The 26,907-nt window shown below is 47.6% G+C and carries 26 protein-coding genes and 1 tRNA gene; 10 read left to right on the top strand and 17 right to left on the bottom strand.

Annotation, left to right across the window (positions count from 1 at the left end; genetic code table 11):
• The first annotated feature begins 4 nt into the window (after positions 1 to 4).
• From H6F51_14335 to H6F51_14320, 4 genes are all read left to right on the top strand, one after another.
• Positions 5 to 283 (top strand): hypothetical protein, encoded by a 279-nt coding sequence (locus tag H6F51_14335; GenBank protein MBD1823662.1) that lies wholly within the window; start codon positions 5 to 7, stop codon positions 281 to 283.
• Between the two features lie 768 nt (positions 284 to 1,051).
• Complete coding sequence (locus H6F51_14330; protein MBD1823661.1) at positions 1,052 to 1,276, top strand: hypothetical protein; 225 nt, start codon at positions 1,052 to 1,054, stop codon at positions 1,274 to 1,276.
• 83 nt (positions 1,277 to 1,359) lie between these two features.
• Positions 1,360 to 1,881 (top strand): hypothetical protein, encoded by a 522-nt coding sequence (locus H6F51_14325; protein ID MBD1823660.1) that lies wholly within the window; start codon positions 1,360 to 1,362, stop codon positions 1,879 to 1,881.
• Between the two features lie 78 nt (positions 1,882 to 1,959).
• Entirely contained in the window at positions 1,960 to 2,259 is a 300-nt protein-coding gene (locus H6F51_14320) for a hypothetical protein (protein MBD1823659.1), read from the top strand.
• A gap of 97 nt (positions 2,260 to 2,356) precedes the next feature.
• Here H6F51_14320 and H6F51_14315 read toward each other — a convergent pair whose 3' ends face one another.
• Positions 2,357 to 2,578, bottom strand: coding sequence for a hypothetical protein (locus tag H6F51_14315; protein MBD1823658.1), 222 nt, complete (start codon positions 2,576 to 2,578; stop codon positions 2,357 to 2,359).
• Between the two features lie 320 nt (positions 2,579 to 2,898).
• Between H6F51_14315 and H6F51_14310 the strand changes: the two genes are divergently transcribed.
• Complete coding sequence (locus H6F51_14310; protein ID MBD1823657.1) at positions 2,899 to 3,165, top strand: hypothetical protein; 267 nt, start codon at positions 2,899 to 2,901, stop codon at positions 3,163 to 3,165.
• Between the two features lie 14 nt (positions 3,166 to 3,179).
• Here the strand turns inward: H6F51_14310 and H6F51_14305 are convergent, their stop codons facing one another.
• A complete protein-coding gene (locus tag H6F51_14305; GenBank protein MBD1823656.1) occupies positions 3,180 to 3,623 on the bottom strand; it encodes a hypothetical protein in 444 nt (147 codons plus the stop codon).
• A gap of 194 nt (positions 3,624 to 3,817) precedes the next feature.
• Between H6F51_14305 and H6F51_14300 the strand changes: the two genes are divergently transcribed.
• A complete protein-coding gene (locus H6F51_14300; protein MBD1823655.1) occupies positions 3,818 to 5,596 on the top strand; it encodes a PAS domain-containing protein in 1,779 nt (592 codons plus the stop codon).
• Between the two features lie 271 nt (positions 5,597 to 5,867).
• On the opposite strand, the gene H6F51_14295 is transcribed toward H6F51_14300, so the two are convergent.
• The 3 genes from H6F51_14295 to H6F51_14285 form a co-directional block, all read right to left on the bottom strand.
• Positions 5,868 to 6,206 (bottom strand): hypothetical protein, encoded by a 339-nt coding sequence (locus H6F51_14295; GenBank protein ID MBD1823654.1) that lies wholly within the window; start codon positions 6,204 to 6,206, stop codon positions 5,868 to 5,870.
• A gap of 308 nt (positions 6,207 to 6,514) precedes the next feature.
• Positions 6,515 to 7,579 carry a HAMP domain-containing histidine kinase gene (locus tag H6F51_14290; GenBank protein ID MBD1823653.1) on the bottom strand — a complete coding sequence of 355 codons (1,065 nt, stop codon included), beginning with the start codon at positions 7,577 to 7,579 and terminating at the stop codon, positions 6,515 to 6,517.
• A gap of 368 nt (positions 7,580 to 7,947) precedes the next feature.
• Positions 7,948 to 8,020 (bottom strand) — tRNA-Phe (locus H6F51_14285).
• A gap of 207 nt (positions 8,021 to 8,227) precedes the next feature.
• Here H6F51_14285 and H6F51_14280 point away from each other — a divergent pair.
• On the top strand, positions 8,228 to 9,223 hold the full coding sequence (locus H6F51_14280) for a vitamin K epoxide reductase family protein (protein ID MBD1823652.1): 996 nt from the start codon (positions 8,228 to 8,230) through the stop codon (positions 9,221 to 9,223).
• Between the two features lie 159 nt (positions 9,224 to 9,382).
• On the opposite strand, the gene H6F51_14275 is transcribed toward H6F51_14280, so the two are convergent.
• Positions 9,383 to 10,642 carry a glutamate-5-semialdehyde dehydrogenase gene (locus tag H6F51_14275; GenBank protein MBD1823651.1) on the bottom strand — a complete coding sequence of 420 codons (1,260 nt, stop codon included), beginning with the start codon at positions 10,640 to 10,642 and terminating at the stop codon, positions 9,383 to 9,385.
• 4 nt (positions 10,643 to 10,646) lie between these two features.
• Positions 10,647 to 11,054 (bottom strand): hypothetical protein, encoded by a 408-nt coding sequence (locus H6F51_14270; GenBank protein MBD1823650.1) that lies wholly within the window; start codon positions 11,052 to 11,054, stop codon positions 10,647 to 10,649.
• Positions 11,055 to 11,259: 205 nt separating this feature from the next.
• On the opposite strand from H6F51_14270, the gene H6F51_14265 reads away from it, so the two are divergent.
• From H6F51_14265 to ftsY, 3 genes are all read left to right on the top strand, one after another.
• Positions 11,260 to 11,622 carry a translation initiation factor gene (locus H6F51_14265; GenBank protein ID MBD1823649.1) on the top strand — a complete coding sequence of 121 codons (363 nt, stop codon included), beginning with the start codon at positions 11,260 to 11,262 and terminating at the stop codon, positions 11,620 to 11,622.
• 94 nt (positions 11,623 to 11,716) lie between these two features.
• Positions 11,717 to 12,337 carry a transcription antitermination protein NusB gene (nusB, locus tag H6F51_14260; GenBank protein ID MBD1823648.1) on the top strand — a complete coding sequence of 207 codons (621 nt, stop codon included), beginning with the start codon at positions 11,717 to 11,719 and terminating at the stop codon, positions 12,335 to 12,337.
• A gap of 39 nt (positions 12,338 to 12,376) precedes the next feature.
• Positions 12,377 to 13,999 carry a signal recognition particle-docking protein FtsY gene (gene ftsY / locus H6F51_14255; protein MBD1823647.1) on the top strand — a complete coding sequence of 541 codons (1,623 nt, stop codon included), beginning with the start codon at positions 12,377 to 12,379 and terminating at the stop codon, positions 13,997 to 13,999.
• A 170-nt stretch (positions 14,000 to 14,169) separates the two neighbouring features.
• Here ftsY and H6F51_14250 read toward each other — a convergent pair whose 3' ends face one another.
• The 10 genes from H6F51_14250 to H6F51_14205 form a co-directional block, all read right to left on the bottom strand.
• Positions 14,170 to 14,430: a hypothetical protein gene (locus H6F51_14250; GenBank protein MBD1823646.1), complete on the bottom strand. Its 261-nt coding sequence runs from the start codon at positions 14,428 to 14,430 to the stop codon at positions 14,170 to 14,172.
• A complete protein-coding gene (locus H6F51_14245) occupies positions 14,427 to 14,762 on the bottom strand; it encodes a hypothetical protein (protein MBD1823645.1) in 336 nt (111 codons plus the stop codon). Before H6F51_14245 ends, H6F51_14250 begins: the two co-directional genes overlap by 4 nt.
• Before the next feature lie 207 nt (positions 14,763 to 14,969).
• A complete protein-coding gene (locus H6F51_14240; protein MBD1823644.1) occupies positions 14,970 to 15,404 on the bottom strand; it encodes a hypothetical protein in 435 nt (144 codons plus the stop codon).
• A gap of 29 nt (positions 15,405 to 15,433) precedes the next feature.
• The gene (locus H6F51_14235; GenBank protein ID MBD1823643.1) at positions 15,434 to 18,397 is read right to left on the bottom strand and encodes a DUF4157 domain-containing protein; all 2,964 of its coding nucleotides are present in this window, start codon (positions 18,395 to 18,397) and stop codon (positions 15,434 to 15,436) included.
• A gap of 550 nt (positions 18,398 to 18,947) precedes the next feature.
• The gene (locus H6F51_14230; GenBank protein MBD1823642.1) at positions 18,948 to 19,364 is read right to left on the bottom strand and encodes a hypothetical protein; all 417 of its coding nucleotides are present in this window, start codon (positions 19,362 to 19,364) and stop codon (positions 18,948 to 18,950) included.
• A 13-nt stretch (positions 19,365 to 19,377) separates the two neighbouring features.
• A complete protein-coding gene (locus H6F51_14225) occupies positions 19,378 to 21,069 on the bottom strand; it encodes a DUF4157 domain-containing protein (protein MBD1823641.1) in 1,692 nt (563 codons plus the stop codon).
• Between the two features lie 252 nt (positions 21,070 to 21,321).
• Positions 21,322 to 23,355: an ATP-binding protein gene (locus H6F51_14220; GenBank protein ID MBD1823640.1), complete on the bottom strand. Its 2,034-nt coding sequence runs from the start codon at positions 23,353 to 23,355 to the stop codon at positions 21,322 to 21,324.
• Positions 23,352 to 24,608, bottom strand: a complete 1,257-nt coding sequence (locus H6F51_14215) for a DUF4255 domain-containing protein (GenBank protein ID MBD1823639.1) — start codon at positions 24,606 to 24,608, stop codon at positions 23,352 to 23,354. The genes H6F51_14220 and H6F51_14215 overlap by 4 nt, the downstream gene beginning before the upstream one ends.
• On the bottom strand, positions 24,605 to 26,170 hold the full coding sequence (locus tag H6F51_14210; protein MBD1823638.1) for a hypothetical protein: 1,566 nt from the start codon (positions 26,168 to 26,170) through the stop codon (positions 24,605 to 24,607). The genes H6F51_14215 and H6F51_14210 overlap by 4 nt, the downstream gene beginning before the upstream one ends.
• On the bottom strand, positions 26,167 to 26,904 hold the full coding sequence (locus tag H6F51_14205) for a phage baseplate protein (GenBank protein MBD1823637.1): 738 nt from the start codon (positions 26,902 to 26,904) through the stop codon (positions 26,167 to 26,169). The genes H6F51_14210 and H6F51_14205 overlap by 4 nt, the downstream gene beginning before the upstream one ends.
• Positions 26,905 to 26,907: the final 3 nt, after the last annotated feature.

The following is a 26,907-nucleotide window of genomic DNA, read 5'->3' as shown; positions in this document are numbered from 1 at the left end:
AGGCATGGGGTTCGCAACCGACAGATCGTCCGATGAGGAGATCGATCTCAGTGCTATCGAGCAAATCAAGCTGGAATTGCAAGAGCAGTTTCAGCAACAGTCTTTTAGTGTGCCGGATCTTCAGCAGCGCTATCCCGGAGAATCGCGGCTGTTTTTGCTGGATGACAGCATTGCAATCAGAGCCGTTCATATCAACTTGGTTTACGCGCTGCTCGAATTCTATCAGCAGAACCAACTCAGAATCGTTGGTCGGAGTCCTGTCCGCTTTCGCATCGAGCCTTGACCGCATGGGGAAGACAAGCCGCGCTCGAATAACTAGGCATCTTAGAAATAGTTTCAGATGGGCATCAATCACATTGCATGGTCTATCAGGCATTTCTTCGTGTATTTGAATATGACTTATACACGAAATGGAGGTAAGTTTTTACGTCCAGCTGTAACAAGGGATTTGTAGATGCAGGGCTTGTAAGGTGTATGGGGAATTCCATAGACCTTGAGATGCTGCAATGCTTAAAGAAGTTGCATGATCGCCGATCACCGCTGCTCTAGGGTCATTTCCAAATATCGAGAGAGTTCATTCAAGGATTCGTGCCCCGTGATTGATGCGATCGTCTTAATCGGCACTCCCTTGCTATGCAGGAATTTAGAGTGCGATCGATAAGTTGAGCGGATGAACTCGATCGCGCAACTTCTGGACTAGATACATTTTTGCTTAGTCCAACATTTCCAAATCAGGCTTGCCCCTGAAATCGTTGCTACACAAGGGATTAACGGATTTATGGTCTCAAAAATTGTGTAATTTCTCGTTGAACTTTTGCCTTCAAGCTGAAGTCCATAAATGCAGATTTCAATCACAGCAACACTTTAAGAGGTCGACTAAATCTTCTGGACTAAAATTGGACTAAATTTCCGCGATCGCGATCGCATTCGTCCAAAAATGATCAGGCTCTCTCACCCGATAAGAACAAATACACTCATTAAACAGAGTTATCAATGCTCTCGATTTAAGTCTCGATTTAGACTAATAGAGACAAACGACGAGCAGAAAAAAATGTCGATCACTGAACACGAAACCACGATCGCTTACGACTATGCAGAAAAGATGGTGCGAATTTTCACAACACGATCAGGAGTCGTAAATCAAATCTTGAAGCGATCAGACAATCAAGCGATCGTTCAAGACAACGGTGGATCGTGGAGTATTAATCTTTCAATGGAACTTTGCCGCAATCCATCGCTGCTCGTCAAAATTACGGGGGATTCCGAGGTCGAGTGAGTTCAGGCAAATTGCTACACAATTTCTGCTAAAAAAATTACGAAGCCTTCACGTATATTTTTGCGGGCTAGGGCTACTATGCGGTGGATGAAGCAAGATTGCCCCCTATGAAAAGTTTGAGAGCATTAATCACAGTTTTGAGTTTTATCGGGGTTAGTTACGCGACTAGCGCTCCCTTTGTTTCAGCGCAGCAGAATAATCGCACTTTGAGAGAAGCTTGGTCTGATGCCAATGGTTTCACTTCCTTTGACTGGGTACGGGCTGAAGATGGAGGAGAAATTTATTCGAGTGCTGTGTACGTTGATATTAAACAAAACACCCTAAATATATACAACACATATAAGCTCGATCTCTTTGGTAAGTATGCCCGGTGCGGCGGATTGGGCTGTGACCTGGGAAAAGGACAGGTTGTCGGAACTTTGAATTTTGAACCACAAGGAAGTCAGTTCATTGTTCGGAATGCTTCGGGGCAAGTTAGTTTTCTAAAGGGTGCTAGATGCCGAATTTCGGAAAACTATCTGAAAGTTTTAGAGTGTACATCAACTCAAAATCCAGCTTCTAGAGCAGACATATTCAGTATCTTCAGATTCACACCAGGAACTTAAGAGAGGTATACATTGCTAAAGGCAACTATAGCGACGATCGTAGTATTAGAATTTGGTCGCATCGCCCCAGCCACGGCTATGTCTATCACTCATGATGTTGTCTGCTATCACTTCATGGGATCAAAGCTTGAGCGGCGGGAGATTTGCAAACTGGAAGATTTTGACACTAGCTCTGTTTTAAGTTGGTCGGACGGAGTTAAAACTCAGATTCGATGGGTTTCGCGCTTTTCTGACACTCCAACACTCGATGGAGTGCCTGCAAGAGAGTACCAACGTGATCCAAAAACGCTGAAAATCTTGGAAACACCAAGTAATGCTACCTCTGTTCAGTGCTTGCAAGCATTAGAGTCCAATAATTCTGTGTGTTGGACTCGCTAAATAAATCATTGAAATCGAATTGGGTGCAAATTCCGATCGCGGTGGGTGAGATCGACGGATCTGCAAATCGACACCGCCCTATCAGGAGTCGATCGCGCTATCTAAACCCAGTGCATTCAGAGCCGTAGAGAGCTTTTTCTTCACCGCTTGGCGCAATCTGAACGCACCATTTTCCGCCTGCCTGCCATAGTCGAAACTCGTCAGACACCCGAGCGATCGCATAGCTGAGGGGGACTATACCGATCGCAATGACGAGAATCATCTGGGGGATACGATCGCGCCTGATATGCCATTGAGAGCGCCACTGGAATTTATTCATCGCTATCTAAAAAGGGAATGTTTTAAGGATTCCCCTCTTTAAGGGACGCTTGCGCCTGCAATCGACTTTAAGGGTTATAGCTGAGCGATCACGCTCATTCTCAAACAAAAAATCCCACCAGACTGACGGGATGACAACAAAAAATTGAGTTGTTGAGTGTTCCCAAACGGGTGGGCGAGTGATCGTCTGAGCAATTAGGCTGCAACCACTGACTTGGAAAGAAATCTACGCAGTTTAGCGATGCCAGAACCGATCTAGTTGGAATAAGTTCGCAAGGATGGTTGCTGCACATTGGAGATGCTTATTATCATCGCGATGAAATGACGGAAATGCCTCGCTGTCCACTTGGGTTGTCGATTCTACAACGGCTTGGAGATGTGGATTCTTTTGTTCGTCGCCGCAATCAAGAACGCCTACGGCAAGTGAAGCAGGCGCAGGGAGAGACAATTCGTATCTTTTGTACTCATGATTCCATTGAATGGGAGCAATGCCGAGACTACAGCAATTCTCAAATTAATCCGCTCCCTTGCTGTAGTCTCGGTACACCTAACGATACTCAGTCAAGCATGTTCTTAGAGCCAGAGTGACACATTTGGCGAACTCAATTATCCAGGAGACTCAAGGGTTGGGTTGGCACCAAACTGGGTAGACCCACATCGATGTCTCCCTCTTGATGAGCGGGTGCAGCACTGGAAAGGCGATGAAAATCTGGATTGTGGGGGTCAATTTTCTGGGACAGCATTGCAATCCATTGAGCGTTGGTCTTTGTCCGGAAAGTGTGCAACTCGTAAGGTTCAATCAGAATTTGCTCTCCTTTTGTCGCCAAGAAGGTGGTGCGCTCTCCAGACTGTAATGACTCAATGCTGATCTCGATTTCACCTGAGATGATAAAGAAAAGCTCATAGGTGTACTGATGGTAGTGGTTGCCGCGCACTTTGTTTGCTAACGTTTCCACATAGTTCACCTCAGCCCAAGGCTGATCTAGCGCAGTCCAAAAACAGCCACGATGATCTACATTCATGGCTTGAGACAAGAACCTTTTCATTCAATCTTCCTCACATACCGGGGGCTAGGTCACGGAATCCAACAAAATATTAAGTAATGATAAAGTATTATCACCATTCGCAATGTGCTATAGAGCACTGTTTCTTCTCTCTGTAATTTTTGTTCTGCCTTAAAGCGGGTTTTGTTGAAGGATGGGAAAAATAGGGTTGCTGTCGCTTGTCCCTCAGTGTGTTCATGCCCCACGCCTCCCCACTTCCCGCAAAGATTGATTTACATAATTTGCAGCGCAGTGAGAACAGCTCGATCGAGCCTCCCTTGAAGCAAATCTTGGAAACAGGACCTGGTGTGATTTTCCAATTGCTTTCGCATTCTGATGGGTCAATTACCCTTCCCTTTATCAGTCCAAACTGCATCCTAGTGTTCGAGCGCCCATTTACTGAAATTCAAGCCAATGTCTCACAGTGGCTCGCTCAGATTGAAGCGGACGATCAGGCGACATTTCATAGGACGCTCACCCAAGCGACCCAAACACAACAGTCATGGCAATGGCAAGGACGATGGCGGTTGGCATCTGGACAGATTCAGCTCATTCAACTGATTGCCACCTCAGACTCACTAACCGCTTTAGGACAGCTTTGGAATGGTATTCTGTTTGTGCAACCGCCTGTCACCGGTCAGGATGAACCACAGTCTTTGCAGCTTGCTCAAGCTCGCTCAAGGGAACCCGTACCGTCCTGTCAGACCATAGAACAACCAGCGCAGTTGCTGCAAACAGTGATCGACGAAACGCAAGATTGGATTTTTGTCAAAGACCAGCAGTTTCGCTATCTCTTGGTGAACCAAAGCTATGCCACCGCCATCGGACAGACCGTCCAAGACATGCTCGGAAAAGATGATCTGGAATTAGGCTTTCCTGTGGATCTCGTCCTCGGTAATCCAGATCAAGGCATTCGCGGGTTTCGGACGGACGATCAGGCTGCGCTTGCAGGACAAAGAATTCATAATTCCTACGACCCAGCAACCGCAGCGGATGGCACCACCCGTATTTTTGATACACAGAAAATTCCTCTATCTGCCGAGGGTGAGGTTTTCGCAGTGCTGGGCTTTTGTCACGATGTCACTGAGCGCATCACGATCGAAGAGAAGTTGAGACAGCAAACCGCTCAGCTAGAACAAGCCCTCCGCAATCTCCAAAGCAGTCAAACACAACTGATCCAGAGTGAAAAAATGTCGAGCCTGGGACAGCTAGTAGCAGGCATTGCTCATGAAATTAATAACCCTGTCTCTTTCATTCACGGCAATCTCACTTATTTACATGATTATGTCACTGAGATTCTGACCCTCTTGAACCTCTATCAACTTCATCATCCATTCCCACACCCCGCTGTTCAACGCCAGTTGCAGGCGACCGATTTTGAATTTATTCATTCCGATCTCCCCAATCTCCTTAACTCAATGGAGATTGGAACCACTCGCATTCGCGAAATCGTCCTGTCGCTACGCAACTTCTCTCGGCTCGATGAAGCCGATTTCAAAGCGGTCGATTTGCATGAAGGACTCGAAAGTACACTCCTGATTCTGCAACATCGCTTGAAACCCTCGCCTCAGCGTCCTGAAATTCTCATCGTGCGAGACTATGCTGCACTGCCTCAAATCGAATGTCGTGCAGGTCAAATCAATCAGGTCTTTATGAATCTCTTGAGCAATGCGATCGATGCACTCGAAGCTACCGCCCAGCCGCGAATCACCATCCGAACTTCCGTGGTGGATGACTGGGTAGAGATTGCAATCGCGGATAACGGCATGGGCGTGCCGGAACCGATTCAGCAACGGATTTTTGATCCCTTCTTCACGACGAAACCTGTGGGCAAAGGCACAGGCATGGGCATGTCGATTAGCTACCAAATCATCGTCGAAAAGCACCATGGTAAACTCTACTGCCACTCAACTCCCGGTCAGGGTGCTGAATTTGTCGTTGAGCTGCCCATTCGCCAGTCAGGTGTGCGTCAATGAGGCGGGCAGAACGTCGGTTAGCGCATCAGAGAGTCATGGCTCGAACGGCAGTTGAATGATTTTGCATTGTGCATTCGCGTGAAAAGCGCTGTAGATTCAGGACTCGATCGATCTCATTCCCGCAAACTGAATCCACCAACGGAACCGCTCCCAATAAGGGCGGTTTTCTATGGACACTTTGATTGTGGTCGAGCTGCAAACCCAATTAACCCCCCTTCAAATCGAATTGCGGGATTGCGAGCTCAGAGTTTCCAGATTGAGTGCGATCGCTTTAGAGTTCGTCTAACGCTTGCTTTAGCATTTCTAATTCTGCATCAATAAGAGCGTATTTATCGGCGCTCGGCTCAATAGACCCACCAAGATTAAGGATCGTCTGCTCTAGCGTTGCCAGCGATCGCTTGAGGTTTGAAATCGTAGTCGCATACTCTTGCCGCAATGCGCTACTCATCGAGTCTTTATTCGTAGCTTCTAAATTTGCAATTTGCTGACGTAGAGAAATAGCCTGTTCTTCTAGTTCTCTCGTTTGCTGATTTGAGTTATAGCTTGACTGAGACTTAGGGCTGTTCATTTCGGCGCGAACAATGCGACTGATGCGATCAAATGTACCCATACTTAGAACCCCCTAGATTGATGAAGTATCTTTGTGCGCGATCGCAGTTGCAAGGCTGCGCCCAACTGAGTTTGTGCCTACTTTCCATAATCCGGTCGAGCTGAAGGAAGCACTTCACTCTACGGCTTTCTTCCTACACGTCCTGATACTTCACAAAATCTTTGCCTCAATAGAAGAATTCAGCACGCCCTCAACAGATGAATCGCGCCGCTCTCCCATAAGCTCCTAAGTCACTGGGGGAACACAAGATTAAATGTCCTTCTGGGGGACGTTATCAGGGTTCAGCGGTCGCACTCAATCTGGATCGATTAGGATTTAGTTGTGTCAGCCGATACTACTGGCAACGTGATGATGAAGCTTGTCCCCTTGCCCCCTGCACTTTCAACCTCAATTGTCCCTTGATGCATTTCAGTCAAGCTCTTCGCCAGGAATAAGCCTAAGCCCCATCCTTCCTGCTCTCCAGCAGTCTTAGTACGACGAAATTGTTGAAAAAGAATGGATCGCGCCTCTGGAGAAATGGGCTGACCTTCGTTATGAATCGTGATGTGGATTGCTGTTGCCGTGTGTTGCAGTGTGAGCGTGATTGGCGTATCAGAAGCGCCGTATTTCACAGCATTTGTCGCGATGTTTTCAATCACCCGTCGTAGGTCTTTGCGACTGCAACGGGTTTCAACTGCACCATCAGAAACCAGCACAAAGCGGTCTTCATACGCAAAGTTCAAATCCTCCACAACCTCCTGAAGGAGCTGCTCTAAATCGCAATTCTCGAACGTTAAACTCAAGCCCTGCCCTGCCCGTAACCGACTCGCATCAAGCAAATTTTGAATCATCCCATCCAGTCGGCCGATCGCACCGATCATTTTGGCTGTGACATCATAGTGGCGATCACCTCGTTCAAATCGGCGTAAAACCAAGTGTGTGCCCATTTTTATCACATTCAGGGGATTTTTCAGGTCATGGGTCAGGGTCACCATAAACAACTCTTGAATCTCGCTCAACGTTTGGGAGAACTGCGTTGCTGCATCATTGACAGCTTGCTCAATGGAACTGATGATAATGTCTCGTTCCCGTGGGGTTAACGGCGCTTCTTCCTCTAGCACCTGAAAAACCACCTGGCGGAGAAGGTGATACTCAAGGATCAGTTGAGTAATTGAGTAATCTGCATATCCCGCGCGTTCCCGTCCATGCTTCCTGCCAATTCGATCGCTTTCCACTTTATCAGCGTTGATACGGGTAGAGGTGCGTTCAATGGCGGTTGATAATTCAGTGACGAGGAAGTTTAAGTACTGCGGTAGCGAATTCTGCAAGATCAGCGAGGTGTGATGCAGGGAGGCGCTGATTTCAGCCCGTGCCCGCTCCTCCCATAGCTGCATGATTCGATCTGTATGTTGCTGAAGACGCTCAGATGCTGGCTTAACCATCAAATCTGCCCTTTATTTCTCTGCCTAAATTTCCAGGATACGTAGATATTATATTCAGCAGAGCAAAAACTCACTCTTCTAGTTGTTGAGTCCCTCAGAATAATGTGTGTGAGAACCGGAGTATAGCGTTCTAGTTAAATAAATCAGCTTCTCACACACCGAAACTTGCAGTATCAGTATCGGTATTCATAACTTTATAGGGGTATTTCTCCCCGTTAAAAGTTGTGAATACGGCATTGATCCGCAGTCCACGTTATTCAGCTGTAAGCAGGTTCTGGGGGAAATTTGGGGGAACGTTTTTCGCCAAACTCTAGAACCTATGCCAGGAACGAGACTTGAACTCGTGACACGAGGATTTTCAGTCCTCTGCTCTACCAACTGAGCTATCCCGGCGACTGCGCTTTTCAGCGCTTAATTAACTTAGCAAAAGAACCAAAACTTTGCAAGTGAATTTGCCAAGAAACTTAGAGCTGCAATTACAGTCAGGAAAACAAACGGTACGATCGCCCAAAATTCAGCCAAAATAAACTACAGACTCCAAGTCATGGTTGCAACCGTTACCCTGATAGAGTACAAAGCGACTTCCTTTGAAATCATCCTATGACTCGCCGACGTTCTACGCCCTGGATTTACCGAAACTCTCGCCTGCTGATCGGCGCGATCGCGGCACTCGGTATTCTCAACACGGGCTATATCACCTTTAACAAACTGGCTAGTGCCACCGTTGCCTGCCCCACAACTGGATGCGAACGGGTGCTAGAAAGTCCGTATGCCGTGCTATTTGGCTTACCGCTATCGCTGTACGGCTTGCTAGCCTATTTAGCGATGGCGGTGTTTGCGCTGGCTCCGCTACTGGTGAATCCAGAGGAAAAGAAATCGTTACGCACGAATTTAGAAAATCAGACTTGGCTGTTGCTGTTTGCGGGCGCAACGGCGATGCTGCTGTTTAGCGGCTACTTGATGTACATTATGTTCTCCAAATTTGTGTCGCAATTTGGGGTCAACGGGATTTGTTATTTTTGTCTGGCATCGGCGACTTTTGCCACGCTGATGTTTGTGCTGACGCTGATCGGGCGGGACTGGAACGATCGCGGACAATTAGTATTCTTGGGGTCGATCGTCGGGATTGTGACGCTGATCGGGTCGATCGCTTGGGGTGCCTCGGTTGGGCAAGTTTCTGCCGATGCGGTCACAATTTCAGACGCGCAGGGAAATCCTTATTTTGTGATCGAGAATACGTCGGGAGAGGCGGAGACGCAGTTGGCACAGCATTTGAAGCAGACCGGAGCCACGATGTACGGGGCGTACTGGTGTCCGCACTGCTGCGAACAAAAGCAATTCTTTGGTAAGGAAGCGTCTAAAGAATTCCCTTATGTAGAATGCGCTGAGGGCGGAAAAGATGCTCAAATCGAGACTTGTCAGCGGGTTTTAGGAGAGGCAGAAAAGCAGACGGGGCAAAAAGTAGGATTTCCGACTTGGCAGGTTAACGGACAATTTTACAGTGGGCGGCAAACGTTGCAGCAGTTAGCAGAGAGGTCTGGCTATAAGGGGCCGCAGAACTTTAAGAACGAGTTCAAAGCGTGCAGACAGCCCTAGGGGTGTCTAGAAAGCAATTCACAAATCCGTAGCTCACCCTTCTCGAATTCTGGCTTGTCCGCAAGGCTGGGATTCGAGATTTTTTTAGGCTGGGGGTAGAGCGATTCTGGCTGCCTTCTAATTCGTTGAACTGACATGAGGTCTATGTTCGCCCAAGCGCTACATTAGTCCAGTTCCTTGAACAATATGTTTTACAGTGGTTAATGTCTCTAGGCCGATTAAACCGCGTCGATGCCCTTTCTGATTCGACATACCCAAAAAGATGGCATCTCCGCGTTTCGGATTGCGATAAAACCGAGGCGACGCATTGATATACGTTGTCGCGCTATTCACTCCCAAAGCGAACTGGCGGCTTTCTTGGTAGGACTCAGTGACAAGGCAATCCGCATGACCGCTACTGTAATGATTGATGCAGTTGATTGCGCTTGGCAACCCATCCACAATCCGAAAGCTAATAATGCGATCGAGATACGCTTGATTCCATTCCGAATCCTCAACCAGCCGAAGGCTCGGGAATTCGTTGGCTAACGTCATGTCACCTCGAATTTCAAATCCTTTTTCACGCAAACTATCCCAAAGCATGACTAGAGATGCGGGATTCTGCTGTCGATGAATCAGCACTTTCTCGATCGCATTCACGGGATCAGGTTCGCTCAGGTGACTATCAATAATCATCGATCGCGCCATCTCCAAACTCCCCGACGGCGACCAATACAGATAACAATTTCCCATCGCCGATTTCAATACAGGCGCAGTCGCTTGCCGCACAACTTGCTGCACCAAACTCGGTCGCCCGTAGGGAATCACCAAATTCAAATATCGATCTTGAATAATCAAATCTCGAATCGGCGCGTCTTCTGCCGGAAGCAACTGCACGCTTTCAATTGGTAAACCTTCATCCTCTAGCGCTTGCTGTAATGTTTCCGCGATCGCCAGATTCGAGTGGCTTGCTTCGCTGCCTCCCTTGAGAATCAGACAGTTTGCCGTTTTGATACACAACCCAGCCGCGATCGCGCTGAGTTCGGGAAACGCTTCGTAAATCAGCGCAATCACACCCAGCGGCATTAACTGCGAATACGTCTGAGCGCGATCGGTCTGAAAATTCGCAGGCATCACACGCCCGATCGGGTCTGGCAGTTCGCTTAACCGATTGAGAATTTGCACGACGTTTTGCAGCCGTTCTGGGGTTAGTTTCAACCACTCCAGCAGCAACTCCGAAATCGCCATTTCTCGGCTAATTTCGAGATCGAGCGTATTCGCTTCTAGAATGTCATTTTGGCGACGACACAACGCCTGCGCCATCGCTTGAACTGCTCGACTCCGATTCACGCCGCTTGCAGATGACAATGTTACCGAAGCCGTATGAGCCGCACGTAGGGCTGAAATCGGGTCAAATGCCCCCAAATTATCCGTCGTCATTGGGCTACCGTCGATAGGCTAACCAAACCATGAGCGCAGGTAGCACCGCTAACACCAATGCCACGATCGCCCACAACATAATACTTGCTCCGGAGGGCGAATGCAGCGCAACAGGTAGCCAAATACTCAGCAGAACCAGCAAAATACCGAGCGCTAAAGGCAGATAGCTATCTCCTAATCCCGGTTGCACCACATTCCACTGGTGTCCTGTCCAGCGCCACGATCGCTTATACGGATAAGTGGTGGCAAGCTGTTCAATCACACAACCATTTTCTTCAACAACGAAAATCTGCTGACAGCGATTACAGCCAAACGCTTCGGTCAGCGCGATCGGGATCAAGCGACCGCGACGGCGGCACGGGCAGGGATAATCCGTACCGAGATCAATCTTGTGATGCTTCTGGGTATGCACAAGTCGGATGAGAGTTTTATTAAATCGAGGTTGATATCGTTGCAGCGGGATTGCGTTTCCACAGCACCCATCACGTTTAGAATTGAGCAAGCTCAGCTTCTGAAGTGATTCTGCTAGGAATTCTAACATTCTCCCTTTCGAGACTCAGCCCTCCTTAAGATTCAGTTGTGTTTGTCTGTAATATTTGGATACATCAGGATTTGCTATGGGAAAGAAACTGAAGCCTGATCGCGATGCCTCCGGCACACGCCAGCGTGACCGCGTTGTTTATTCTGAGTTCGGCAATTCAGAAGTGTTTGAACGCGCTGTGCCTGACTTGCCTCCCAATCAGCAAAATGTCCGCATTCAGGTGTCTCGCAAAGGGCGCGGCGGTAAAACGGTGACGATAATTTCAGGATTTCAACACAAACCAGAAATTTTGAGTGATTTAGCCAAGAAATTGAAGGCGCAGTGTGGAACGGGGGGAGCGGTCAAGGAAGAGGCGATCGAGATCCAGGGCGATCACGCGCAAAAATTGCTGCAATTGCTCACAGAATTGGGATATAAAGCCAAAATTAGCGGTGGGTAAACCGTCTGATGGATTGACGGATCTAACATCAGGTCTTTAAGCGGGGTCTCGAATACAGTAAGATACGTGAGCCAATTTGAACCCCAAACCTGCCATGCAAGCCCGTCGAATTTCCCGTGAACTGGCACTTCTCAGCATCAGCCAGCTTCCTTCTGATTTGGAAAAAGTGAGTCAACAAAGAATTCAAGATCTCGTTCTTGCTTCCATTCGGACACTCGCCGCTGAAGCCCGCGACACGCTTGAAACGGCTGCGGCAGAACTGCAACGCGGCGATGCCCAACTGCTCAAAAGTCAAACCCGCGCGGCGAATCTTGAGTCTGCCCGCACGATGGTACAAGAAGCGATCGCCCTGGCTCAAAGCGCGATTAATCGTATCGGCGGTGCGATCGAGCTTCCCGAATTCATTCAACTGGCAAACCAAGCCGAAGTCCGCACTTATGCGATGGAAATCATCACGCGGCTTCAAGTTGAGCGTACAGCCATCGATCAGCTGCTCAACGATATTTTGGTCGATTGGAAGGTTGAGCGCTTAGCGACGATCGATCGCGACATTCTCCGCATCGCTACAGTCGAAATGATGTTTCTGGGCATTCCCGATCGAGTGGCAATCAACGAAGCCGTAGAACTGGCAAAGCGCTACAGCAACGAAGACGGACACAAGTTTATTAACGGAATTCTCCGCCGCGTCACCGACTCACTCAATGTGAATCGCTAATTTCCATTAAAGTGAAGATAAGCGATCTGGAATTTTGGTATGACGTTTAATTGGTTCAATCGGTTTAACAAAAAAGACGAGCAAAATCAGCCCGAACCCACTCCGGCGGCTGAAACACCGAACCTTCCAGGAAGCGAAGCTATCGAGGAAACGTCTGCTGAACCTGCGGACGAGCAACCCTCCGAGGAAGACATCCGGATCGCCAATGCACGAGCGATCGTCGAAGCGTTTCGCCGCAAACAGCAAGAAGAAGCGCAGCAAGCCGAAGCCCCCGTTGCAGAAACCGACGCAATCAACGAAGAAACCGCAGAGCTTGAGGAGCCTGAAGTTACAGAATCGGCTGAGGAAGAATCGACCGAAACGGCTGAACCTGTGGGATCGGTTGAAGCAGTCTCAGACATTTCAACATCTCCAGAAGTCGTTGAACCTGGAGCATCGACCGAAGTTCCGGCAGCAGCTCCAGAAGCCGTTGAATCCGTGACCGACCAACCCGACGAAGCCGAAACTGCCCCCCAGCCGGCGCTACCGTTCTGGGCACAAGCCGAAGCCGATCGCCAAGCTCGACTCGAACGCCTCAGAGCCACCGCGATCGAAGAAGAACCCGAATCCGTCGAACCTGTTGCCGAAGCACTCGTCCCAGAGCTGCCAGTGTTTACGATCGACGAGGGCTTTATGTGGTCAGCGGATGTGCTTGCGGCGATGGGTCGTCGGGCAGAAGATGTCTCGATCGAAGAGATCACCTGGCTCAAACGCTTGCGTCAGGGACTCGATAAAACTCGTCGCAGCTTAGTCAATCAGCTAAAAGCGATCGTTGGTCAAGGGCCTCTAAATCAAGATGCCGTCTACGAAATTGAATCCTTGTTGCTACAAGCCGATGCAGGGGTTGAGGCAACTGACAAAATTATCGAAGCGCTGCAAACTAAGCTACGCCAAGAAACCTTACCGCCAGATCAAGCGATCGCATACTTGAAGCAAATCCTGCGAGACTTGCTGGATCAGCCCCTCCAAGGTTCCCATAGCGCCTTCTTCGCACCCGAAAAAGATGTCCTCAACATTTGGCTCATGACGGGTGTGAATGGTGCGGGGAAAACGACGACGATCGGCAAACTCGCCCACATCGCTACAAAGTCTGGCTACAAATGTCTCATCGGAGCGGCAGATACTTTTCGAGCGGCGGCAGTTGAGCAAGTCAAAGTTTGGGGACAGCGCAGCAACGTCGAGGTCATCGCCAATCCCGGACAAAATACTGATCCAGCAGCAGTGGTGTTCGATGCCATTACTGCAGCTCAATCTCGTGGCACAGAGCTGCTGTTAATTGACACCGCAGGGCGACTTCAGAACAAAAAGAACTTAATGGATGAACTCAGCAAAGTTCGCCGCATCATCGACAAAAAAGCCGCAAATGCTAAGGTCGAATCGCTGCTCGTTCTTGATGCCACTTTGGGACAAAATGGCTTGAAACAAGCAGAAGTCTTTGCACAAGCAGCACAACTCAGCGGAGTTGTGCTTACGAAGTTAGATGGAACCGCAAAAGGCGGAATTGCGCTGGCAGTGGTCGAGCAACTTGGACTGCCGATTCGCTTTATTGGAGCCGGAGAAGGCATCGAAGATTTACGTCCCTTTTCTAGCTACGAGTTTGTAGAAGCTTTGATTAGTGGATAGATGGGTGAGGGGGACTAAAGCAAATATACTTTAAGGACACGATCGTCATGCGACAGTTCCCCCAATCAAATATCATTCAGCCTAACTGCTTCCTGAGGCGATCGTCCTGCTATCTTCTTGCCACCCCGTTTATGTTTGACAATATCTCTACATTAGCCTGAACACCAGAACTAAGAGTGAGACTGCATTTCTGCATAAATAGACTGGGCAATTTCATGTGCAAGTTGAACTGAATTTGTTGTTGTAGTTTGATCGAGATGTATAGATAGCTTAGGAATCCAGTTGTTACTTCCCCAACGGGATGAAGAACCTTTGATTGTTAAAAGACGAGATAATTCAGCTTCGATCGCGCCTTGTAAGCGAAGACGTTCAGAGGGAGAAAGATCAACGTCTTCTAAAATGAGACGATCGATGTGAAGGTTGATATTCATAAGAATGTTGATGTGAAATCGATCATTTTCTCCGTTAAGCGATTGGATAGAGCTTGGAATAGTCCCATTGCCCGAGGACGCTCTTTCAAACGGGCTTCTTCTTGCTCTTGAAGGCGCGATCGGCGTTCATCAAAGCGATTAGCATTGAGTTGTCCGCTTTCGACCAATTCTTCGAGTAGAGCAAACAAGGTGCTTGTGAGAGCGGCGAAGTCGAGCTTGGTTTGCATACTCATGAGATGGAGAAAGCGAAGTCCTGCATTGAGGTCTTGACGTACTTGGGATTGGGGATCGATCTCATGTGTTTTGGAAGCAATTCTATCCATTTCTGACATAGCTTTGATCGGGATTCTTCGTTTCTATTGTGGAAGCAAGCTAAGATTACTGTGCTGCTTCGATGAGTGAGGTTCGTAACACTGTAATTGAGCGCTACCTTGAATAGGTATTTCAGCATTGGCTTTCATTATTAATCTGGTTTCTTCAAGCAGATGTTTCTACATAACTACACCTGCATTTCTCTCGTCATCTTTCAAATCAAGAAGCTACCTATCTAGTGTGTTCAATAGAACAGTTTTGATAAATTCTCCGGTTCTTCGATCTATACTTGCTGTCACTAAAGAGTGAATACCAATAGGAGTAGAATTTTCCTTATAACCTGTAATAACTGGAAAATTGAAGTATATACTTTTCTCATTTTTTAGATCAATATCCCAATACCCACCAAGATTTTTTCTGAATGTCTCGCCTACGTATCGAGCTAGCCCGTCTAATACCGTCGCTTCACCTGGCGCCTGAATTTCTTGAATAGTTCTGTATTTACTCAAAATCCACCCTTCTATTACATCAAGTGAGCTGATCGAATGATCTAACTTGCCTCTGAGTTCTGCTGGCAGAGATTGAAAAAACTCTTCCAATGCATCATCCATAAGAAATATCCACTGATCAAAATCATCCCTTGAAATAGCATTGTTACTCATAGAATCTCCTACATACTGTAATTGTCATCTTACCTAAATTGAACTTTGATTTTTGCCTTTTCTAAGGCTGTTAGTAATGGTTTACTTGCTGTTCCTTCAAAAACCCAAGTAATATCCCACCCTTGTCTAACCAAAATTTCATCCCTTGCTACCTCCCACAAGATGTCTTGAGTTGCATAAGTCTCTCCAGTCTTATACTCTATTCCCTTCCTCGCGCTTACATCAGCAATATCCAGCCTTCTATCGACACCTTCAACGGGTACAGTAGCTTCACGTTTTCCCCACCCTAATTGTTTGTGGAATGCGTCAACAGCCTTATTTGCCTGCAACGCTTGCTTCATATTAATGTCGTATTGCTTACTCCATCTTTCATAACTCCATCCTTTTCCTCCTGTACGTTGTTGATATTCCTTCCATCTAAGAGCTTTATGCTCTGGTGATCCTGGCTCTCCAGCCTTAGGATTAGCTTTAGCTTCTCCAGTTTCAATTTTAGTTGTATCAATTTCAGCTTGTAGTTCTACTTTTTCTGGCTGAACAGGGGCTCCTTTTAAATTAGCAAGCTCTTGCTCAATGGGCTTAAGTTGCTCAATTCTTTGTGCTTCGGTTAGTGTAGGGTTACTTTCGATCGCCTTTACTTTACCTTCAATCTCCGGAGTCATTACAGAAGCATATTTCTTTCTTATCTCATCACAAGGCGATGCACATACTTCGCACCTTCCTTCCTCATTGATTTTGATCTTTCGTTTACCATCTTCACTGGGAAGCCCTTCTTTTGAACCTTTTGCTTCTCCAGCTTTTCCCTCTTCTGGTGTGCTTTTTCCTCCTTTTCCTTCACTGGACGAGCCACCTTTCAGTTCCACCGGGGGTTCTTTAACTGAAAAGATCTTTCCTTTTACAAAGTTGTAGATGCCCTTCGCAACTTGGGCAAGGAAATGCAGAATGATCATAATCACGATGATGACGACTGCCATTGCCAAGGCAATAAAGCTATCTGCAATTCGGTTATAGGCTTCTTCTTTTTGAGCCTTTGTTGTAGCTCCAGTTTTGAGAAGTAACAATTTGTGCCCTATATTAACCTGTTCAGCCTGGACAAATGCACCTAACAAGCCATATCCAACAGCGGCAGCAATTGCTTTGACAAGTGGATGCGGAATGAATGAAGCAACGATTAGAGGCAAAGTTAGCGTTCTCATTAAGATGCTAACTACCGTATGATAGATAAGAATGGGGATATCTAGTATCTGCAAAAAACTTGTCCATAACTCTTTAAGAGAACCTGCACTTAAAGGCGCAGTTACTATTTTTTTAATATTCTTAAATAATTGGATAATGTCTTTGACATTTCCGACAACTGGAAGAACCATATCTAGCAGCAAGCTAGTCACAATAGACCACGGGTTGGATTTAAGCTCCTGCCATTTCTTGCCCATCATTTCCCAGATACCGTGACCTATTTCGCCCCAGCTTGCTGAGCCTTTTGCTTCAGGAGCACTATCTGTACTGGGTTGCCTCTGAATGGTTCCGGTTATGTTTGCTGTTGGTGTAGCTGCTTTACTGTCTCCAAAATACTTGCTTACTATCGAAGAAAAATGACTTTCTACGCCCTCAAATGCCTTTACGCTCTTCTTCGCAAGAATATCGACGTACTTGCGAGGATTTGTAAATAGATCCTTGAGGAATAGCACCAGTTTTCCAAACTGTCTAATTCCATCAATGACAACATTTATTCCAAAGGACATGACGCGACGAACAAATTGAAGAACTGTATCCAACGCGCTATCAATCCATGTTTTTATTCTATTAAACAGTTTTGTCCATCCATCACTAATGCTCTTCCATAGGTTATTGATTTTATTAATCAGGCTATATGCCATTTGCTGTAAAGCATTAGGCAGTTTTTTGAACAAATAGTTTTGAGTAAGTCCTGTAACCTTGTTTAGTAATGAAGTTGCATATCCACTGATTTTGCCCCATACACTATTAACCAATTGAAGCAAATTTCCAGTCAATGACTTGAATCCTTCCCAAACCTTGGTAACTATTCCCTTAAATGTTGCCCAAGCTGTAGCCAATGATTCTGTACTAAAGCTCATTACAGCATCTGCGATGTAGCTGAGCGGGCTTTTGATAAAACGAATAATGTTGGTGAAAGAGTTTTTTATGGTCTCAAAGCCTGATAATGCGAGTTTTTGAATAGAGCTCCACTTCTCACTTAGCCAATCTATTCCAGCAGAAACAAGACTTTTAATCTTATCAAAGAACCATTCAAAACCTTCCACTACAGTCTCTTTAGCAATGCTTGCTGCAGTTTTGATTCCTTCAATACTAGGATCAAACTGGTAATCTGTAAAAGGAATATCGAAGTTATACCAAGCTGCTTGGATGTTGGGTGTATTAGGCTTTAAAGTTTGTGCTTCAGGTGCTTCGGTTTGCTGTTGAGTATGGAGAGTATTTCCTCCTTGTTGAATGGTATGCGTTAACTCATGCGCCAGCAAGCGCTTCCCTTCCCCCGACTCTGGATTATATTTTCCCGATGCGAAATATACGTCGTTCTGGTGGGTAAATGCTTGAGCCTTTAACTCTCGGTTCATCTGTTCTGCATTGCTGTCAGTATGCACCCGCACACCGCTGAAATCTCTTCCAAATCGAGACTCCATGAAGGTACGAGTTTTCTCTGGTAAAGGTTGCCCTTTGCCTTGCTGCTCCTGCAACTGAGCTTCTAAGGAAAGTGTTACTGTGGGAACTGTACCTTCCTTGGCTTGAATCTCTCCTTCTGCTGGTTTGTCTTCCCGCTCCTGCTGTACTAGAGGCGTGATTGAGTTTGCTAGAGGCTGAGTTTGAACTACTTCTGTCTCATCCTCTAACGATCGCTCCGGCATTCGCATCACCTGATCAGCCATTCGATCGGCTTCCTGCTCATACAGATCATTTGGTTGCCCGATCGTCAATTTCCGTTGCAGCATCGGTACTCTGGAAGTATTCTGCACCCCCATCTCAGTGACCCTCTGCCCATAGCTTTGGCTGAAATGAGTCAATCCCTGCCCAGGAAATACTTTGGCTTGAATGGATTCTGTCTCGTCCTTCTCTTGCTCCTCAGTAACTTCTTGTTGTTGAAGAAAGGTTGCTGAGAGGGGAGCGATCGCTTTTGCTTGAATCGGTTCTTCTTCCTGCTTCTCTTCTTCCTCGGTGTTGTCCTGCCGTTGCACCATGTTATTTGCGATCGCTGCTCGTTGCAGCACAGGTGAGGACATAGAACCAATTGCCATTGTTCCAAAACTATGCCCTACTGATGGATTAATAGGCGGTGGAGTTGGGGAACTGGGCGATCGCAGCTGATCTTCTGAAGAGAGGAGCGATCGATCGAGTTCCTCCTGTTCCTGTTGGGGCAACAAACCAGAATGGGCAGGCTGCATCGCCGGAATCGGAGTCAATGTTGATTTTGCTTCTACCTGAGTGTGTGTAGTCATCTAACGCTCCTTTTAGATTGGCGATCGCGTAATATCTACAAAGCAAAATCGCCTTCCCAGACTCCCTAACTACCCGTCATTCCTTCAACTGGCTTTGGAGTTGCCTGTATTTCCCTAATAAATCACCATAAACATCTTCATCAACGTCAAATTTTGCATAGTTTTCTATCACGTAATTAATCATCTCTTTGACGCGATCAAGAGCCACCAAGAAACCATCTTGTTGTGATCTAAACACTACAATTTCGTACAAGCAATCAATTAGGTGATCGTCGCCTAAGGAATGCTCGCTTTTCAAGTAATTTATTACAGCTTGTAAATAAAACTGGAACGCTTGAGAACCCATCCACATCAGATCTTCCTGATAATATGCACTGTTTTCCTGGAACAATGCTTCAGCTTCTTGTAAGGTCTTGTTCAAGAAATGCTTACTTGCAGATATTTCATCCAAGGAGTTGTGAATATTGATCTCGTCTTCGCTAGGCAACCTCATCGAACAATCTCCTTTAGCTTGTTGGTAGAGTGGAACACTTTAATAGCATCTTTGCAATTTGCTCAGCCTGTATCTCATGCCCTCTTTCAGCAACCGCGCTTCCCCTAGCAATGCTTCCTGCTAGCACGTAGTCGCATTTCTCTTGCAGATATTTTCTTCGTCCAGCAAGGAGAGCCGTAAGGCATGCGATTTTGGCAAGGCGCTCTGCACGAGTATCGGTTGGTTTGCACGAAGAGCATTTCAAGGCTTTGTAGGATGCGTGAATGCCTTCACATTCGGCAATTTTCTTTTCAAGTGCTTTCTGAGCCGCTTCTTTTTCAAGTTTCTCAGCGGCTTCTTTTTCAAGTTTCCCAGCTGCTGCTTCTCCTAACTTTGCAGCTTTTCCTGTCTCTTCCGCAGCATGAACTGTTTTACTTGCCGCTTTCACTTCTTTTAAGCCTTTCGCGATGCCCTCTTCTCCTAATTTTATAGCGGCTTTTTCAGAGATTTTTATTGCACTTTTACCCGCTATTGCACCCAACTTAACACCGTCTCCCCAAGCGGGAACCATAGCAACTGCGGAAAGCCCAGCATTTGCCCAATCCCCTTCCAGAGCATAAATTCCAGCGTTGATCCCGTCAGGAATCGCTCCAAGCACTGGAATAAATCCAGCGATGTCTAGAGCACCATGCACAACATCCATTACGGAAGGATCGTTATCCCGCACACAACCCGAGGAGTCTCCACGAATCGGTTCATCAAAAACAAGAATATCGCCTTCCAGACAACAATGGGGATGATCAAAAACTCGATGAATCGTCAAATAGTACGTGCCAGAGGAAAGATTCCCAAAGGAGAATGATTTAGTTCCTCCAGTTTCTCCCTGACAAGTTGCTATTTCATCGTCAAACCCCCAATCCACAGACTTGGTTAATGTCACCCAAAATTTATGATTCTGACAGTTCGGAATTGTGGTATCAAGTTGATTGAGAAGCAGAACGACTCTTAAACCACCTTGTGACACTTTAATATTTCTGGAAGTTAATACTCTATGACATATCTTGACCGTACTATCAAGCGCAAGACTTCTCATCACTCGGTGTCCAGCATTTTTCTGAATCGAAAGTCGCGCTGGATGTTTTTTGGGGGTACCGCGCTGCTGTACTACATGGGTTAATTCATGGGCTAATAGTCTTCGCCCTTCAGCCGATCGCGGTTGATACTCCCCTGCCCCAAACACCACATCCTGACCCAGGGTAAAAGCACGAGCGTTAACAGCACGCGCTGCTTCAGATGCTTGATTGTCTGTGTGGATACGCACTTGAGAAAAATCAGCCCCAAAGCGGGATTCAAAGAAATTACGCTCCGATTGAGGCAAGGGCTGGCCTCTGCCATGTAAAGCTGTAATCCGGTTTTGGAGACTGGAGGATACAGTTGGTGTCTCACCAGAAGCAGTTTTAGTTTGTAGGGTTTCTTCCTCTTCCATTTGCTTTTCTTCTTCCGTTGCTTCAGTTTGCCTCTGAATCAGAGGAGTAATTGACTCTGCGAGTGGCTTAGTTTGTAAGGTTTCTTCCTCCTTCTCCTCTTCCTCTATAGGCTGCCGTTGCAGTTCATCTTTGCATTCGGGACAGAGGGGCTGAATTTTAGGTTCAGGCATCCGCATCACCTGATCTGCGACGCGATCGGCTTCTTGCTCATACGGATCATTCGGTTGACCGATCGTCAACTTAGGTTGAATGCGTGACACTGGAAAATTTTGTGTTGAGACTTGTCCAAAACTGTGACCGAGAGGCAAAGCACTAGCTTGTCCTGAGCAACCGCAGGGTTTTGTCTGAATCGTTTCCTGGTCGTTCTCGTCAGGATTTCGTTGTAGCAAGCGCGATCGCTGCAAGGTAACCGCAGGAGTTGGAAGCGTGGTACTTTTTTTGGCTTCAGCATGAACTCGACTACTTCCCATAGAACTATCCTCCTGATTTCCCTAAACCCATCCCTGAATTTCTGCCTCAGTTGGCGTTTTCTCGAATTTGGCAAATTCCATACGGGCAGCTCGTAAAAGATGCTTCATTCGCACCGATTCTTGCTCCTCTGCGGCGAGAAAGGCAGCATATACTGCAATATTACGAATATTTCCGCCAGATGCGTTCAGTCGCGCTAACTTCTGTACATCTAATGCTTCTGTGGGGGTCTTGGCGGGGAAAATATGTTGCCAAATTTCGGCGCGTTGTGCCACGTCTGGATAGGGAAACTGCACAATAAAGCGAATGCGACGGAGAAAGGCAGTATCTAAGGCATTTTTCAGGTTTGTTGTCAGAATGGCTAACCCTCGATAGGCTTCCATGCGCTGTAGTAGATAGCTCACTTCAATGTTGGCATAGCGATCGTGGCTATCCTTGACTTCGCTCCGCTTCCCAAACAAGGCATCTGCTTCATCAAACAGCAAAATTGCACCCCCTTGTTCCGCCGCATCAAATACTCGCCGCAGATTTTTCTCCGTTTCGCCAATGTATTTACTCACCACCGACGAGAGATCAATGCGGTACAAATCTAGCTGCAACTCATTTGCTAAAACTTCTGCCGCCATTGTTTTGCCTGTGCCGCTTAACCCGGAAAATAAGGCACTGATGCCTAACCCGCGTGCGCCTTTAGAAGCAAATCCCCACCGTTCATAGACCGTGTTACGATGGCGCACTTGAATGGCGATCTCGCGCAAGAGTTGTTTTTGTGGCTCTGGTAGAACTAAATCTTCCCAGGTGGCGGCGGGAGCAATCCACTGGGCTAATTCTGCTAAACGAGGACGAGATTGAGCACGGCAGGCATTCCAGAGAAGCGTTTGCAGTGATGGGTTGGGGGATGTGGGCATTCCTTCTGAAGCAGTTTGCGCGATCGCGGCTTGTGCCTGTGCTTCTGCTCCGATCGATCGAATCGTTGGAGCACTCAGGTCAAACTGCGCCACGAGCGCGGGAATCGTTCCGTTGAGATCTACAGAAGCTGACTTTAACGTCTGTTCCCAGAGGGATTGTTGTTCTTCAGAAGTCGGAGAATGAACATCGATCGTAATCAGTGTTCGGTTTTCTGCCTGGCGACGCTCTGCACTCGCAAGGATTAATCCACTGTTGAGTGTTTCCATGAATTGAGCGATCGCAGGTTCTCGGCTAGCATCTGACAGCGATCGACAATCCAGCAACAGTGCACTTTGACTGAATGCAGCTTCTCGCTCCCACAACCGGACTAATGCTTCTAGTTCTGCGGGTGCTAGAGGAAGATTTTGGGCGGATAGAACATATAAATCCAGTCCTAATGAGGCACAAGCACGAGATGCGATCGCACGTTGACTTCCGCTTTCCTCTCCAGATAGTTGCACGATAGGCAAGCGAGTTCCTGAAGAGGTTTGAACCCAACTTGCAGCGATCTGATCCGCTAACACCTGATGAGAAGGAACTAAATCCTTAGGAACTGGAATTCGATCGACGAGGCTCGTCAATCGCGCATCGAGATCCTGCCCACCTGTGAGATAGTGCAACACTCGCTCATCAATCTGTAGCGCGTTGCGGGTGAGACTCCCACTATTTGCAAGTTCGACCAAACGCCAGCGACGTAGCGGACGGTTTGGATACAATGCGCTCCAATGGGATGCAGGAAAAGCACTCAACGCTAAACCAAAGGTGGCATAGGCGTGCCGTGAGTCTTCTTGGATGGCTGCACACAAAGCAGCCACCGTAGAATCTAGTTCCACACCCGCACAGAGGAGCAGGATTTTGCGTTCAAACGGCGTGAGTCCGAAGACTTCGCAAAGCTGCTCGATCGCTGGGGGATCTTGCATTTCTGCTGCGATCGCGTTTAATGCTGCATCTACGTTAGGAACAGCGTTGTGCTGATCTTGCTCAGCCTGAGCAAGATCAGCCTGGCGCAGACGCTTTAGCAGAAGTTCTAGCCATTGGCGCACTTCTGTTAAAGCCATCATCAAGTAATGCTGGTTCAACTCCAGCCAGCGATCGCGCGCAGAAGAAGTCATGAGATGAGCACAGTGGGTTGATTGTATTGGTTGAACGTAGAACTATTGGGATCAAGATCGAGAGCAAGTAAGCTTTCAGCGCCATCGACCTGCAAGCGCACAAGATACCACCCTGGTCGAACGTTAGTAATTGGAATCGGAATCGAACTGGTTTCCTCAGTTCTGAGGGGAGCGGTGAAAGAGTAGGCTGCCAAATCGCTTCGAGATGGATCACCAGACAATTCATTCATCAGCAGAACCACACGCTGTTTGGGCGCGATCGCGGGAGTCACAGGAATCGTGAGTTGTCCCACTGTGGGGGTAATTTCACCAGTAATGCGGGGACGCAAGACAAACGCTACGATGTTGGACTCGACATAGCGATAGGGGCGCGGCGGCTCACTAATGGGAATGCGCTGCACCACTTGCAGTCCTTGTACTCCTGCCCTGACGGTTGGAGGAATGACAAAACTGATGCGCGTATCGCTCACTTCATTTGGATTGAGCGGCACTTCTACACGACCGATTTTGACTTGAGTATCGTCGCCTCGCAGTTGTTGACCTTCTAGAATTAATCGGTATCCCGGCAAAATCGGTTGATCTGTCAGAATAGGCTGTCCTTCTGCGGCTTGCGATCGTAGACGCTCGATCAGTGGCTGACGGAATGGGACGAGATAGATGTTGCGGGTTCGTACTGGTAATACAGGCTGCGGCGTATCTTCAGCTTCGATCAACACTACAGAAGCTTGGTATGCGATCGACAAGGCATAGGGCGTTTGGAAGAAGATCGACCACACTTTCGAGAGTTCTTCCAGATTGAGCAGCAGCGGTGAAAACTTGATTGATTCCACTTGTTCCGACAAACCGGAGGTTGCAAGAAAACCATTGTCGGTGATCGCTTCTCGGATCTTTTGACGATTGAGAAAAGGCTGTGCGTGCAAAATGTTGACGGTACTACCAAGCAGCCGCTGATCTTCCCAGTCCAGTTCATTGCCGTAGAAGCTAAAGAGGTAATGTAAATCCCAAGCGGATTGAGGGCGCTGCATCACGGTGCCATCAGATCGGCGGGTGGGTAAATCTGCCGTCCGAAATGCTACATTTGGAACGATTTGATAGAGATACAAGTTAAGGGTTGCCGTATCAGCAGCCCGATTCGTCATTGCTTGAGGGCGTAGTGTGGTTACTTCTGCACCGGGAACGCTCCAGGTTGCTTTTTCCTGGAGGAATTTTTTTAGCGCAGCCGTAATGTGAGCGATCGCTAAGGCATTACTCATCCGTGTCCCTCCTCTCGCTGCTTCAAGTAGTCTTCTAAGGAAAGCCGTGATCTCTGCTGAGTGGATGGCTCTTGCGATCGTGCAGCAGGGGCAGGCGTTGCGCCTCGAACTTCTACGCGCCCGATTGTCACCTGAATAGTTGGGGCAGGTTCAGTTGTGAGTGATGGGTGAGATAGCGATCGGCGCTCTGCTGAACTAGAGGGTAATGCTCCAGGAAAGTCAGACCCAATCACGGAGGATTCTGTCGGTTCGAGACGAGGTTTAACAGCAACGGGAGCCGCCGCAGCGGTCAGGCTAGAGCGGAAATAGAATCGTGGATTTGTCGATCGCGCAGCTTCAAAATCCCTCGAAGGAACGAGTTGTTGCTCTGTAGACGTTATCGGTAATGTTGACGTTCCTGATGTGGGTAATGTTGATGCGGGTAATGTTGGCGTTAGTGGATCTTCTTCGATCTCTATTGCCGAGGGCGAAGCCAGTTTTAGTGGTGCAACTTCCAAATCAGAACTCGATCGAATCAGGGAAGAAGCATCGGACAGAAAAGTGGGTGAAGTTCCTGAAATGTCTCTGGCTTCCAATCCTTCAAAATCTTTCAGATTGGCGGAATTTTGAGGACTGACCGAGTTATCGCTCCTCAATGAACCATCCCACAACAATTCATCTCTTGATTCAGCAACGCTACTTTGGCGCAATGAAGGAACCCTAGTCTGGGAAGAGTGCGATCGTACAAGCGGTAAGACAGGAGAACTAGAGAACACCGACGGATTCGATGGATCTGCTACAGTTCTAGCCAAAGACTGGGACTGTGTTGCTTGAAGATGAGTTGAGATGGATTGCTCTAATCGATCGCGAGAATCTGAGTTGTGAGTTGGCTCAAAGTCAAACGGCTGGTTTTCCATCGGAAGCGGCGCTATGGCATTAGTCCGCAGTTGAGTTCTCTCGGATTCAGGGAGTGACCGATTCAAGTCAATTTCTAGACCGGTTGAACTAGACTCGCTTAGATTACTAGGAAAACTAGATGTGCTAGATGTTGGTAACGGATTTTCTACAACTCGCACTTCAGAAGAATCAATCTCTGGGAGAGCGATCGCCTGATCCGAAGAACGTTGAATAACGGAATGAGCCAAGTGAGTTTGAGGCTGAATTGTTTCCGAAGACTGCACCTCCCCAGACGCAGAAATCGTTAGCGCCTTGCTCAAACTCGCTTGGTGAGGTGGCTCCAGAACTGTCTGAGCAACAGTAGGTACTTCCCCAGGAAAAGAGGAATTGTTCCCAGCTCTATCTGCGATCGGTGCAGAACTCAACCCTGAAGGAACCATCTGATTTGAAGTCGTAACTGAAGTAGCAACTAATGGAGGCACCCGCAGGGTAGAAGGCTTCATCAACCCTTTTGATGCTTCTTCCTGCTCCGATAGATTAGCTTTGGCTTGACGACGGAACAAAGCAGTAAAAGCACGATCTCGCCCCCAGATCAGCCCCTGTGCAAACATCGGAGCAATCAGAGGCTTCACCGTTGGGAGGAATCCCAGCGTGCGTTCAGCAAGTCGTGTGAAAAAGTCACTCATGATCCGATTAAATTGAGATAGAACTGCCGTCGAACTGCACTCATCGACAAAATATCCGCCTCGCTCCAACCATAGAACCTAGCAAGCAAATGCACTTCCTGTAGTAAGCGTTGAGCTTCAGCACTCAGCTCTGTCCAGAAAAAATCCACAATATCAAACAGAACTGACCAAGCGTGACCACAAGCCGGACAGGTCAGTGCAAGGTAAATCTCAGCTTGTGGATCACACTCAGTCATATACTCTGCTAGTGCCGCGATCGCACTCTGCGGCAACGGTTCATCTATCTCTGACTTATCACCGCGATCGACTGCTAGCACACAGCGCTGAACTAACGTTGCTGCTGCAATCGCAACATCCTTAGACTCAACAATGGCAGCAAGATCTTGGCTATTGGGCAAGCGAAAGCGTAAGTTCAACCCTTCTGTCGTCAAGGCATATTCGGGTTGAATGGGACGATCTAGATCAGCTACGCGAATATCCGGCACATTCAGATCAAACTCTAGCTGTTCCCGGCACTGAGGACAGGCGGCAACACTATTGAGTTTAGATCCAAACGTGAGTTCCCTTAAGGTCAACAAGTAAGCATCTCGTTGTCCAACGGTGAGCGCCACCAGATCGGGCACGGATAGCTCTGGAGAGCCACAAGCCAGCAGCGCCAAAGCTCGATCGATGGGGTGCTGACTTTGCCCTGCTTCCCAAACTTGCACAATTTCACGAGCAGATAAAGCGTGCATCAC

This window comes from Cyanobacteria bacterium FACHB-DQ100, from assembly GCA_014695195.1.
Classification (GTDB): Bacteria; Cyanobacteriota; Cyanobacteriia; order Leptolyngbyales; family Leptolyngbyaceae; genus Leptolyngbya.
This window is presented reverse-complemented; position numbering and strand designations above follow the sequence as displayed.